We start from the raw sequence: 12,295 nt of genomic DNA on the forward strand, positions 1-12,295 counted from the left end.
CGCAGCCTTTCAAGTCTGAAAAGACGAAACCCCGGCGGAGTGATCCGCCGGGGTTTTTTATTGCCGTCACCGCCGGCCTGTGGCTCAAATGGCAGTGTGCGTGAGAGCGGAGATTTGATTGTGGTTCGCGGGTGGTTGTGCGGTCTTTCTGGCCTGGTGATTGCCCTTGTTCTGGCGCTCGCGACGGGCGCGTCTGCGCAAACACCGCATTGCCCGCAGCGCCTGGCCTTCATCGAGAATGATCCGATCCTGGTATGGCAGGCCGAGCGGATGAAGGCGGCCTATGCCCGCATCGGCTGTCCCGATGTGGCCTTCATCGGCCTGCCCGGTCGGCGCGGCCTGATCGCCTTCAACATGGGCGAGGTGCAGGGCGAGATGATGCGCCTGCCTGCCATCGAGATCGAATACACGCGCCCGTTCCTGCGCGTGCCGCAGCCAGTGACGCATATGACCGGCCGTTTATGGGCGCGCGATGCCGCGCAGGCCGGAACCGGGCCGCTTGGTTTCGTGTTGGGCGTGGCCTGGCAGGAACAGTATGCGCAGGGCAACAGGTCGGGCAGTGGCATCGGCTATCATGGCCAGAGCGAATTGTTTCGCGCCTATACGACGGGGGTGATCGACCGTTTCCTGGCGGAGGATGCAGCGGTCGGCGATGCCGGTACCGACGGTCGGCTGCCGGGGCGGCCGGCCTATAGCGGAGCGCCGCTGGTGGCGGCGTCGCTGTATCACTATCTGGGGATCGAGTTTGCCGGTGTGTCGGCGGCGCTGGCGGTCGAACTGGCGCGATAGAGCGAAGACTGACGCGCCTGGGCGCGGCTCAGGCGCGGCTTAGACCCTGGCGCCGGCCAGCGGATCGAAATACAGCGCGACCTTCTTGGCCATCTGCTTGTCGGAGCAGGTATATTTCATCGCCACCATGCCTTCGTCGCTGTAGCGCACCACATCGCCGACGGCATCGAAGGTGATCTGCAGCTTCGGGTTCTTGATCTTCACCGTCAGCTTCAGCTCTTCGCCCTCGAAGAAAGTGCCGGTGATCGGTCCGAACAGCAGGCCGCGCACGCTCCAGTTCTTCAGCGGGATGCGATTGCCTTCCAGCACCACGTGATCTTCCGGGCCGCACTGGTTGCGGGTGGCCTTGCGCTGGTCGCCGCTGGCCAGACGCGGGATCAGCGGATCGAGGATGCCGAGGAAGGCCTCGCGGCGATGGTCCGACAGGCCGACGCTGATCAGCTTCTTGCGCAGCTCCTGGGCGATCTCCACCTTTTCCTCGATGGTGTAGGCGGGATCGACGAATTCCTTTTCCAGGTCGCGATGCTCGAACAGGTAGGAAATGTATTTGAGCAGGATTTCCTTCGGCCCGTCGCCGATGCTTTCCTCGAACAGCTTCAGGCCCTGCATCAGCTTCGGCGCCGAGAAATGGCCGGGGATCAGGCGGTTCAGTTTTTCCGACGTCACCAGACGAACCATGCGCTTCTCGAACAGGTCGGCGGCGCCCAGTTCCAGCGCGAAGTCCCGCTCCCTGGTCAGCAGCGCATAAACCTGGCGCGTGGCATCAAATTCCTCGACCGGCTCTTCCGACAGCAGCGGCACCGACGAAATCAGCAGGCGACGGATCAGCTGGATCACTGCTTCCCGCATCGCCGGCATCTTGTGCTTGGCGGCAACGCCGTTCAGGCGGCGCGCGATATCGTTTTCATAGGCATGCTCGTCGACGGCATAGCGCTGGTCGAGCAGCGACATGAACTGGATGATGCGGATGCGGGCATCGCGGAATTTGCCCAGCAGCTCCGGCACGGCGCTCTTGCCCTGCAGAATCTCGGCCAGCGCTTCGTCCAGGATGGTGGCTGCCGTGGGATCGATGGCGTCATCGAAGAGGTCGAGGCATTTCTCGGCCTTCTCGGTCCAGGTCTTGCACTTGTCCAGGTGATGCGCGAGGCCGCAATAGGCGATGCGGATGCCATACAGCGGATCAGAGGTGGTGAGCTGCGCCAGCAGGCGATGGGTCAGTGCCGTGGCCGGCAGACGCTTTTCGAAGGCTTCCACCTGGGTGATCGCCGCCGTGGTGATGGCATACAGCTTCTTCACCTTGTCGCGCACCGGCGAATTGGTTGCCTGCGCCTGCGCCACGGCTGCTTTCTGCACCAGGGCGGCGCAGAGATTCTCGGCGCCGTTCAGCAGCTTTGCATGGCCGCTGTGATGCAGCAGTTCGAAGGGCGAAAGGATGTTCTCGTCAAAATAGTCGCGGCAGATACGGCCGATCATGATGCGCGCACGCCGTTCAGATAGCGAATGGGCGTCCTGACACAGAACAACCCCGCTGCCAACCTCTGTAACCCCCGATGGCGCGTTCACTGTCTTTACGGCCTTCTATGCAACGCCTGCCTTACGCGCCCATTATGACAGGGCCTTCCGCGAAGGGAAGCGCAAGGCTGTTGATTCTATTAGAAATCGGGTCGACTCGGGCGCTATGCATCGGGACATTGTCCGGCCTGCAACCGGCTGTTTTATTGGCTGGCAAATAACCGCCTAGGGTTAACCCCATCACCCAAGGTTATCGCTTTGGGTGCCGGCCACCCGGATTGGTCGTCGGCAGCGCCTTGGCCAGCGGCGACAGCGGGCGCTCGGCGAATTTCCCCAGGGTGATCAGCCGGTCGTACATCACGATGGCGCCGGCCACCCCGACATTCACGCAGAAGCTGGTCGGGATTTTGATGATGTGGTCGCAGCGGCTGACCAGCTCGGGGCTCAGCGACCCCATTTCGGGACCCAGCACATAGGCCGCTCGCAAGGGGTGGCGGAAGCTTGGGAGTTCGATGGCCTCGTCCAGCAGCTCGATCCCGACCAGCTTGCAGCCGGCCGGCAGGCTCAGCTCGGCCGCCGAGTCGTAGGTGTACCAGGGCAGGTTATGGGGGGTCTTGCTGGTATCCGACCGTGCCGCGTTCACCGAATAGGTGGCGGCAATGGTGAAGACGAAGCTGCCGCCGAAGGCATGCGCCGTGCGGAAGAGATTGCCGGCATTCATGGGCTTGCTCATGCCCTCGACGCCGATTCCGAAAAAGCCGCGCATCGCCAGCCTTGCTCCATGCGTGTATAAAGCCACCGGTTTCAAGACAGGAGTAAAGCCATGGGCCAACCCTTCGCCCCCCTGCCTGCGCCCGGTGCGCGGCCCTTTATTGTCGAGGTCCGGCGTGGCGCGCAAGTGGAAAGCCGCCATCCCGTGCTGGCCGTGATCACGGATGCCGCCGGCAGGACGGTGGCGGCCTGGGGCGAGCCCGAGACCATGATCTTCCCGCGCTCGTCCAACAAGGCGATCCAGGCCCTGCCGCTGGTCGAAAGCGGCGCGGCCGATGCTTTCGGTCTCAGCCTGAAGGAACTCGCCATGTCGGGTGCCAGCCATGGCGGCGAGGCGGCCCATACCGAGACCGTGGCCGCCTGGCTCAAGCGCATCGGCCGCACGCCTGATGATCTCGAATGCGGCGCGCACTGGCCCTATCACGAGGAAACCGCGCGGCAGATCGCGCGTCGCCAGGAAGCGCCCACCACCCTGCACAACAACTGCTCGGGCAAGCATGCCGGCATGGTCTCGGTGGCGACGCATCTGGGCGAGGATCTGCTCGGCTATGTGAAGCCCGATCATCCGGTGCAGCGCCGCGTCACGGCTGCGATTGAAGATGTCTGTGGCATCAAGATCGATCCCGCCACCATCGCGGTCGATGGCTGTTCGATGCCGACCATGGCGATCCCGCTGCGCAATCTCGCCTGGGGGTTCGCGCGCTTCGTCACCGGACAGGGCCTGTCGCCTGCGCGCGCGAAAGCCGCGCAGCGCATCGCTGCTGCCGTCGCGGCCGAGCCGTTCTATGTGGCCGGCAGCGACCGTTTCTGCACGGCGGTGATGGAAGCCGGCAAGGGACGATTCATTGCCAAGACCGGCGCCGAGGGCGTCTATACTGCGGCCTCGGCCGAACTGGGGCTGGGGATCGCGCTTAAAGTGCTGGACGGTACGGCGCGCGCCGCTCAAACGGCGCTCGGCGGCCTGCTGGAGCATCTGAAGCTGCTGGACGATGCTGGCCGCGAGCATGTGCGTCCGCTGGTCGAGCAGTCGCTGAACAACTGGTGCGGCATCAATGTCGGCAGCATCGGGCTTGAGCCGCCGGCCTTCTGAGGCAGTCTAGTTGATCGGCTGGGCCAGCGCGATGGCGAGAGCGTCATCGGCGGCCACGGCCTGTCGCACGTCGCGTCCGGCATAGGGTGCGATCATGCGCGCGAGATTCAGCAGCCACCGCATGCGGCGGCGCAGTGTCGCCAGACTTGCGCGCACTTCAGGGGTTGCCTGCGAGACCATCACGGTAGCCAGTGCAGGCAGGCGTGGCGGTATCAAGTTGCGGTCGTAGCGCATCAGCGAATAGAGGAACAGTAGCAGATCGCGCGCTTGGCGCTCATGCAGCGTCATGCCCGGAAGATCGTGATCCTCGAAATCCAGCAGGCCGGGCGCATCCCCGGTCCAGCTGAAGTTGCGGATCTGCGCACCGCCATGCCACAGGTTTGCGGCATGCAGGCGCATCAGCAGGTCGCCGGCGCGCGAGATCATCTGCCAGCGCGCATCGATGTCGCCGGTCGCATTCAGCCGCTCTTCCAGCGCCATGCCGGAATCGCCCAGCACCAGCCACTGTCCGGTGCAGGCCAGCACGGGCGGTACCGGAAAACCGGCGGCATCCAGCTTGCGGATCGCGGTGGCCTCGGCGGCCAGTCCCAGGGCACCGCTCGGCGATCGTGCCGGCCGCAGGATCGGCAAAGCGAAGACAAAGGCAATCGCGCGCTGCATCAGCACCGAGGACCTCAGGCGCGGCCGGCCCGTGGTCTTGACCCAGAGTTTGCGGTCGTCATAGGTGAGCGAGAAGACGCGGGTCAGCGCGGTGGCGCGTAAGGAGCGGATCAGGTCCTGCAGGTCGGGGTTGGCGGCCAGATCGTCGGCCGGCGCGGCATTGGTCATGAACGCGGCTTCAGCCTCGCATTGGGGCCGTAACCGATGCTGTTCTTGCGCAGGCCGTCGCGCAGCATGTCCAGCATCGCCGCCGCCTGCAGCTGTTCGCCGGCGATCAGCTTGGCATTGTCCTGCAGCGCGACTTCCGCGTCGGCCGCCGCCTTTTTCCAGGCCTCGCGTTCCTGCGGCGTGGCCTGGTCGCGGCGCGGCGCCAATGCCGCCATGCTGTCTTGCAGCACCGCGTGATACTCGCCCTTACGCGCGGTCAGCGCCTCGAAGCCCTGGCGTTCGCCGCGACGCAGCGCTTCGGTCTCGGCCTGCACGATGCGGGTGAAGGTTTCGGCCAGCGCGATCAGTCCGGCGAAACCGGCGGCGGCCGTGGCCGGCGGGAAGGTGGGTTGGTCGGTCATGATGCGGGCACCGAGGTTGGGTCGGGTTCGGCTTTCAGCAGCGCCACCAGCGTCTGCTCAATCACCTCGCGGCCGAGCTCGCGGGTGATGAAGACGATGCGCGAACGGCGGTCGGCATCGGGCCAGGCCGGAATGGTGGCTGGCGGATGGAACAGGTGCTGCACGCCGTGGATCACCACCGGGCGGTCGACGCCGGTCACATTTACCAGACCCTTCACCCGCAGCAGGTTGTCGCCGCGATAGGCGGCCAGCAGGTCGAGCCAGGTGGCCAGCGTGTTCCACTCGAAAGGCTCGTCGAAGGTCAGGCAGAAGGACTGGATCGAGGCATCATGCCGGTTCACGTCCAGCTTGCCATCGGCGGTCTCGAAATGCTGGTGGCCATGATCGTGCCCATGATCATGGTGATGATGCTCGTGATCATGATGATGGTCGTGCCCATGATCGTGTCCGGCCTCGTAGGATTCGGCGCGCAGCCAGTTCTGCACGTCGAAGCTCTTGGTCGCCGGATCATACAGGCCCGCATTGAACAGCTGCTTGGGCGCGATGTCGCCGCCGATGGCGGTAAAGACGGCAGCGCCAGGATTCAGGTGCTGCAGGCGATGCCGCAGCTTCTGCACAGCCTTGGCGTCGGCCAGGTCGGTCTTGGTCAGCACCAGGCGGTCGGCGACGGCGGCCTGCTTCACGGCCTCGGTGTGATGGTCCAGCGTGCCGTCGCCGTTCACGGCATCGACCAGCGTCACCACGCTTTCCAGCCGGCAGCGTTCGGCCACCACCGGATCGCTCATCAGGGTGTGCAGCACGGGCGCGGGGTCGGCCAGGCCGGTCGTCTCGATCACCACGCGCTTGAACGGCTTGATTTCGCCCTTGTCGCGCCGGGCGGTCAGGTCGCGGAAGGTGTTCACCAGATCGCCGCGCACGGTGCAGCACAGGCAGCCCGAGCTGAGCAGGATGGTGTCTTCCTTGCTGGAGGCGATCAGCGCGTGGTCGAGCCCGATCTCGCCAAATTCGTTCACGATCACGGCGGTTTCGCCCATGTCGGGATGGCGCAGCAGACGGTTCAGCAGCGTGCTCTTGCCGGCGCCGAGAAAGCCGGTGATCACCGAAACCGGGATGCGATGGTCGATCTGTTCGGACATGACGCGAAACTCCTATAGGCGGAGTATTTTGGGCGCTGTGGCCCGCCTGTCCAGCCCCACAGGACTTACAGCGACCAGTATTGCAGGCCCTCGGGCAGCTTGCGGCCGCGCCACAGGCTTTTCAGGTCGGCGACCAGGCCATCGGCCTTGACCAGCCGGGCCAGCGCCGCGTTGTCGAGATCGACATATTCCTTGTGCCGCACGGCGGCCAGCACGGCGTCGAAACCCGAGAGCTGGTCGAGCTGCGGCGCCAGCATCAGGCCGTATTCGTGCTGGGCCTCGTTGGGATCGGCCTGCGGATCGTGGATGGTGATGCTGTGGCCGAGCTTGCCCAGCGCCGCGATCAGGTCGACCACCTTGGAATTGCGCAGGTCAGGCACGTCTTCCTTGAAGGTGATGCCCAGCACCAGCACTTTGCTGCCGGGTTTCAGCCGCTCGGAGATGCGTTCGGCGACCCAGGCGCTCATGCCGTCGTTGATGGCGCGGCCCGACAGGATGATGCGGGCGTGATGGCCCAGTTCCTCGGCGCGATGCGCGAGATAATAGGGATCGACGCCGATGCAGTGGCCGCCGACCAGGCCGGGCTGGAACTTGAGGAAGTTCCACTTGGTGCCGGCAGCCTCCAGCACGTCATGGGTCGAGATGCCCATTTTGCCGAAGATCATGGCGATCTCGTTGACGAAGGCGATGTTGATGTCGCGCTGCGCGTTCTCAATCACCTTGGCCGCCTCGGCCGTCTTGATGGTCGGCGCCAGATGGATGCCGCCGCTGGTGATGCGGCCGTACATGTCGGCCAGCTGCGCGCCTACGGCGGGCGTCTGGCCGGCCACCACCTTGGTGATCTTGTCGACCGTATGCACCTTGTCGCCAGGATTGATGCGCTCGGGCGAATAGCCGAGGAAGAAATCCTTGCCGCACTTGAGGCCCGACAGGTCTTCCAGGATCGGGCCGCAGATGTCCTCGGTCACGCCGGGATAGACGGTGCTTTCGTACACGACGATGGCGCCGGCCGCCGGATTGGTCTTGAGCGCCGTTCCCACGGTGCGCGAGGCCGAACGCACCGGCTTGAGGTCGGGCACGTTGTTCTCGTCCACCGGAGTCGGCACGGTGACGATGTAGATGGTCTGGCCCGGCAGGTCGGCGGCCTCGCAGCTCAGCTTGAGCGTGCTGGCGCGCAGCGCCGGAGCCTCGATCTCGCGGGTGCGGTCATGGCCCTGCCGCAATTCCTCCACCCGGCCGCGGTCGATGTCGAAACCGACCACCGGGAAGTGCTTCGCCAGGGCCACGGCCAGCGGCAGGCCGACATAGCCAAGGCCGATAACCGCAATCCGGGGGGCCGGGGGGCTGGAGGATGGGGGAGAGGCGGACATGCCGCGGACCTTTCGTGAAATCCTGTCGAGGGGGGTAGCCCGGCTGCTCCGGTCTGTCAATAAAGCCGGCCCAAAAGCTATCGGGTAAGCCCTGCCGAAAGCGTTGGATAGATAAGGGAGATTGACCGCTTGACCGCCCCCGCGCCAGCCGGTAGAGGCCGGTCATGGCCCATGACCAACCCAGGCGGACTCAGCCCAGCTGGCCTCAGAGCGGCCGCCGCCTGCTCATCGTGGTGCAGGAAGCGCTGTTCTTCACCACCCACCGCCAGCCCATCGGGCAGGCGATGCGGGCGCGCGGCTGGGAGGTCCATGTGGCGGCCCCGGCCGATCCGGCCCTGGCCGCCCGGCTGCAGGCCGAGGGCTATCATTTCCACGCCATCCCGCTGGCGCGCGGCAGCCTCAATCCGCTGGCCGAGCTGCGTCTGCTGCTGGCCCTGCTCACGCTTTATTGGCGGCTGCGGCCGCGGCTGGTCCATCTCGTCTCGATCAAGCCGGTGATCTGGGGCGGCATCGCCGCCCGGCTCGGTCGCATGCCCGCCGCCGTCCATGCCATCACCGGCTTGGGCTTCCTGTTCATCCGGCAGGATTCAAAGGCCGCCGCGATGCGCCGCCTGCTCGAGCCGCTGTATCGCTTCGCGCTGCACCACCGCAACAGCATCGCCATCTTCCAGAATCCCGACGACCTCGACACCTTCCGCACGCGCCGGCTGCTGACCGGCCCGCAGGTGATGATCCGCGGCTGCGGCGTCGACATGCAGAAATTCCGTGAGCAGCCCGAACCGCCGGTCCGGTCCGATGCGCCGCCGGTGGTGATGTTCCCCGCGCGCCTGCTGGGTGACAAGGGCGTGCGCGAATTCGCCGCCGCCGCTGAAAGCTTGCGGCATACCGGCGCACGCTTCGTGCTGGTCGGTCGCCCCGATCCCGACAATCCCACCGATGTCGGGCCGGCGCAGCTGCAGCAGTGGGTGGACAAGGGCATTGTCGAACATTGGGGTTTCGCCGAGGACATGCCGGCCATGCTGGCCCGCGGCCATATCATCGTGCTGCCGTCCTATCGCGAAGGCCTGCCGCGCGGCCTGATCGAGGCCGCCGCCGTGGGCCGCGCCATCGTCACCACCGATGCGCCGGGCTGCCGCGAAGTGGTGCGGCATGAAGACAACGGCCTGCTCGTGCCGGTCGCCGATGCGCCTGCCACCGCCGCCGCCATCGAACGCCTGCTGAAAGACGATGCGCTGCGCCGGCGTCTGGCGGTGCGCGGCCGCGCTATCGCGGAAACCGAATTCTCGGTCGGGCAGTTCGTCGCCGACAGCCTCGCGGTTTATGAAACGCTGCTGAAGCGGCAGGGAGAGGCGCTGTGAGCGACGTCGTGCAGGACTGGCTGATCGCGCTGGCCATCGCGGCTGCGGTGGCGCTGGCCGTCGGCCTGTCGTTGAAACCGCTGATCGGCTGGCTGCGGCGCCGCGCCGTGTTAGACATTCCCAACGACCGCTCCAGCCATGTCGAGATCACGCCGCGCGGCGGCGGCATCGCCGTCACCGGCGGCATTCTGCTCGGCAGCCTGCTCTGGATGATCTTCGATCCCAGCGCGGAATTCGCGATCGTGCTGCTGGGCATGATGGTGCTGGCGATGGTGTCTTGGATCGATGACCGGCGCGGCGGCCTGCCGGTCGGCCTGCGCCTCGGCATCCAGGCGGCGGCCATCGGCATCGTGCTGGCCGCGCTGCCGGCCTTCGCCACCGTCACGCAGGGCCTGCTGCCGGTCTGGCTGGAACGCATCCTGCTGTTCTTTGCCTGGATCTGGTTCACCAACCTGTTCAACTTCATGGATGGCATCAACGGCATCACCGGCGTCGAGACGATCAGTGTCGGCCTCGGCAGTGTGGTGGTGACCGCCCTGCTGTTCAACGGCATGGTCAACGGGCCGTCGCTGGTCATCGTCGCGGCAGCGCTGGGGTTCCTGCCTTGGAACTGGGGCCGGGCGAAAGTCTTCCTCGGCGATGTGGGCAGCGTGCCGGTCGGCTATATGCTGGGCGTGCTGCTGCTGCTGCTGGCCTTTTCAGGCGCCTGGGCCGCAGCGCTGATTCTGCCGATGTATTACTGGATGGATGCCACCGTCACCCTGCTGCGCCGCCTGCTGCGCGGCGAGCAGATCTGGCGTGCCCATCGCAGCCATTTCTACCAGCAGGCCACGGCCAAATTCAGCCATGCCGGCGTTGCCGGGCGAGTCGCGGTGCTGAATGTCATCCTGATCGGTCTGGCCGTTGTCAGCCTGCACTCTTTCATGGCCGCCCTGGGTGCGCTAGCGGCGGCTGTGCTGCTGACAGCCGGCCTTTGCGGGTATTTCGCCAGGACGGCCCAGCGGGTAGACTGAACCGATCATGGCCGAACCCGCCGCAATGCCGAAACGCCTGCGTCTCAATCACCGCATCATGCTGGTCGCGCTGCATGACCTGGTGATGGCGGCGCTGTCCTTCATGCTGTCGCTGTGGCTGCGCTATGGCATCGCCGATATTCCCTGGGTGCCGGCCGACTGGCTCGACACCATGCTGGGCTTCGTGGCGGTCGCCGCCGTGATGTTCTGGCTCTCCGGGCTCTATCGCGGCATCTGGCACTTCGCCTCGCTGCGCGACGTGATCGCCATCCTGCGCGGCGCGGCGCTGTCGATCCTGGTCTTCCTCGCCATCCTGTTCCTGCTGACCCGCCTGGAAAGCTATCCGCGCAGCGCCTCGGTCCTGCAGTTCTTCATCCTGGCCGGCCTGCTGGCCGGCCCGCGCATGCTGTACCGGAGCTGGAAGGACGGCAGCCTGATCGCGGCGCTGAAGCGCAGCGACGACACGCGCGTGCCGGTGCTGCTGCTGGGCTCGGGTGTCGCCGCCGATGCCTTCATCCGCGAGATGCAGCGCGGTGGCCAGTATCGCGTCGTCGGCATCCTGGATGATTCCGAAGGTCGGCGCGGCCGCGACATGCGCGGCATCCGTGTGCTGGGCGGCCGTGGCGACCTCGCTGCCATCCTGTCCGACATGAAGGATGTCGATCGTCCGCGTCGCATCATCATCGCCGATGATCGCTTTGACGGCCGCACTATCCGCGCGCTGGTCGACGATGCCGCCCAGTTCGGCATCAGCGTCGCCCGCCTGCCGCGCCTCACCGAATTCCGCAAGGAGGGCGAGCCCCAGCAGGTGCGTCCCATCGACGTGGAGGACCTGCTCGGTCGGCCGCAGCGCGTGCTGGATCGCGGCCCGGTCACCCGGCTGATCAATGGCCGGCGCGTACTGATCACCGGCGCCGGCGGCACCATCGGGTCTGAACTGGTGCGTCAGGTGGCGGCGCTGGAGCCGGCCGTGATCGTTCTGTTCGAGCAGAGCGAACATGCGCTGTACCAGATTGACATGGAACTGGCCGAACGCTTCCCCGACGTGCCGCGACTGGCCGTGCTGGGCGATGTGCGCAACGCCGATGCGGTTGAAACCGCCTTTGCCGCGCACCGCCCCGGGATCGTGCTGCATGCCGCGGCCTACAAGCATGTGCCGCTGGTGGAAGCCAATACGGGCGAGGGCGTGCTGACCAATGTGCTGGGTACGCAGGTCGTGGCGCAGGCCAGCAAGCGCCATGGCGTCGCCATCATGGTGATGATCTCCACCGACAAGGCGGTCAACCCCACCAACGTGATGGGCGCCAGCAAGCGCGTGGCCGAGATGGTGTGCCAGAGTCTCGATCTCGAGGCCGGCACCGACACGCAGTATGTCACCGTGCGGTTCGGCAATGTGCTGGGCTCGTCAGGATCGGTGGTGCCGCTGTTCCAGCGCCAGCTCGCCCAAGGCGGCCCGCTGACGGTGACGCATCCCGATGTGACGCGCTTCTTCATGACCACGCGCGAGGCAGTCGAACTGATCCTGCAGGCTGCCGCCATGCCGGGCGATCAGCTGCAGGCCGAGGGGAAGATTTTCGTGCTCGACATGGGCGAGCCGGTGCGCATCCGCGATCTGGCGCAGCAGATGATCCGTCTGGCCGGGCTGAATCCCGACAAGGACATCAAGATCGCCTTCACCGGCCTGCGGCCGGGCGAAAAGCTCTATGAAGAAGTGCTGCACAGCGACGAAACCACTGTGCCGACGGCGCAGGACGGCGTGCTGCTGGCGGCGCCGCGTGTCACCGACCGCACCGAACTGGATCGTGCCATCGCCGCGCTGACCGAGGCGGCCAAGGCGCGCGACAGCGCGGCGCTGCTGCGCCTGCTGGTGCAGCTGGTGCCGGAATTCCGCCACGCACCCAATGGCGAAGTGCCGGGCGCTGCCGAGACGGCGGCGAAGTAAGACGTAAGATCGCGTCCTAATTTTCCGACAATAAAGATCGTCACCCCCGGATTTATTCCGGGGGTCCATCTGCGTGTTCAGATGC

Annotated in this window: 11 protein-coding genes; 5 read left to right on the plus strand and 6 right to left on the minus strand. The window is 65.9% G+C overall.

The window, feature by feature from the left end; genetic code table 11:
- The first annotated feature begins 120 nt into the window (after positions 1-120).
- Positions 121-789: a hypothetical protein gene (locus AC1RRE_RS04675; RefSeq protein ID WP_492979929.1), complete on the plus strand. Its 669-nt coding sequence runs from the start codon at positions 121-123 to the stop codon at positions 787-789.
- Between the two features lie 39 nt (positions 790-828).
- Here AC1RRE_RS04675 and AC1RRE_RS04680 read toward each other — a convergent pair whose 3' ends face one another.
- A complete protein-coding gene (locus AC1RRE_RS04680) occupies positions 829-2,262 on the minus strand; it encodes a hypothetical protein (protein ID WP_492979930.1) in 1,434 nt (477 codons plus the stop codon).
- 289 nt (positions 2,263-2,551) lie between these two features.
- Positions 2,552-3,067: an RNA methyltransferase gene (locus AC1RRE_RS04685; protein WP_492979931.1), complete on the minus strand. Its 516-nt coding sequence runs from the start codon at positions 3,065-3,067 to the stop codon at positions 2,552-2,554.
- A 57-nt stretch (positions 3,068-3,124) separates the two neighbouring features.
- On the opposite strand from AC1RRE_RS04685, the gene AC1RRE_RS04690 reads away from it, so the two are divergent.
- Positions 3,125-4,162: an asparaginase gene (locus AC1RRE_RS04690; protein ID WP_492979932.1), complete on the plus strand. Its 1,038-nt coding sequence runs from the start codon at positions 3,125-3,127 to the stop codon at positions 4,160-4,162.
- A gap of 6 nt (positions 4,163-4,168) precedes the next feature.
- Here the strand turns inward: AC1RRE_RS04690 and AC1RRE_RS04695 are convergent, their stop codons facing one another.
- The 4 genes from AC1RRE_RS04695 to AC1RRE_RS04710 all read right to left on the minus strand — a co-directional run bounded on the left by AC1RRE_RS04695 (position 4,169) and on the right by AC1RRE_RS04710 (position 7,897).
- Positions 4,169-4,990 carry a hypothetical protein gene (locus AC1RRE_RS04695; RefSeq protein ID WP_492979933.1) on the minus strand — a complete coding sequence of 274 codons (822 nt, stop codon included), beginning with the start codon at positions 4,988-4,990 and terminating at the stop codon, positions 4,169-4,171.
- Entirely contained in the window at positions 4,987-5,391 is a 405-nt protein-coding gene (locus AC1RRE_RS04700) for a hypothetical protein (protein ID WP_492979934.1), read from the minus strand. The genes AC1RRE_RS04695 and AC1RRE_RS04700 overlap by 4 nt, the downstream gene beginning before the upstream one ends.
- Positions 5,388-6,527 (minus strand): CobW family GTP-binding protein, encoded by a 1,140-nt coding sequence (locus AC1RRE_RS04705; protein ID WP_492979935.1) that lies wholly within the window; start codon positions 6,525-6,527, stop codon positions 5,388-5,390. Before AC1RRE_RS04705 ends, AC1RRE_RS04700 begins: the two co-directional genes overlap by 4 nt.
- Positions 6,528-6,592: 65 nt before the next feature.
- Positions 6,593-7,897, minus strand: coding sequence for a nucleotide sugar dehydrogenase (locus AC1RRE_RS04710; RefSeq protein ID WP_492979936.1), 1,305 nt, complete (start codon positions 7,895-7,897; stop codon positions 6,593-6,595).
- 164 nt (positions 7,898-8,061) lie between these two features.
- Here AC1RRE_RS04710 and AC1RRE_RS04715 point away from each other — a divergent pair, with 164 nt between their 5' ends.
- Genes AC1RRE_RS04715 through AC1RRE_RS04725 form a run of 3 tightly spaced genes read left to right on the plus strand, consistent with a single transcriptional unit; the run spans position 8,062 to position 12,210 of the window.
- Positions 8,062-9,255 (plus strand): glycosyltransferase family 4 protein, encoded by a 1,194-nt coding sequence (locus tag AC1RRE_RS04715; RefSeq protein WP_492979937.1) that lies wholly within the window; start codon positions 8,062-8,064, stop codon positions 9,253-9,255.
- Positions 9,252-10,268 carry an MraY family glycosyltransferase gene (locus AC1RRE_RS04720; protein WP_492979938.1) on the plus strand — a complete coding sequence of 339 codons (1,017 nt, stop codon included), beginning with the start codon at positions 9,252-9,254 and terminating at the stop codon, positions 10,266-10,268. The genes AC1RRE_RS04715 and AC1RRE_RS04720 overlap by 4 nt, the downstream gene beginning before the upstream one ends.
- 7 nt (positions 10,269-10,275) lie before the next feature.
- Complete coding sequence (locus tag AC1RRE_RS04725; RefSeq protein WP_492979939.1) at positions 10,276-12,210, plus strand: polysaccharide biosynthesis protein; 1,935 nt, start codon at positions 10,276-10,278, stop codon at positions 12,208-12,210.
- Positions 12,211-12,295 lie beyond the last annotated feature (85 nt).

The sequence above is a fragment of the Ferrovibrio sp. GW821-FHT12D07 genome (assembly GCF_058807275.1).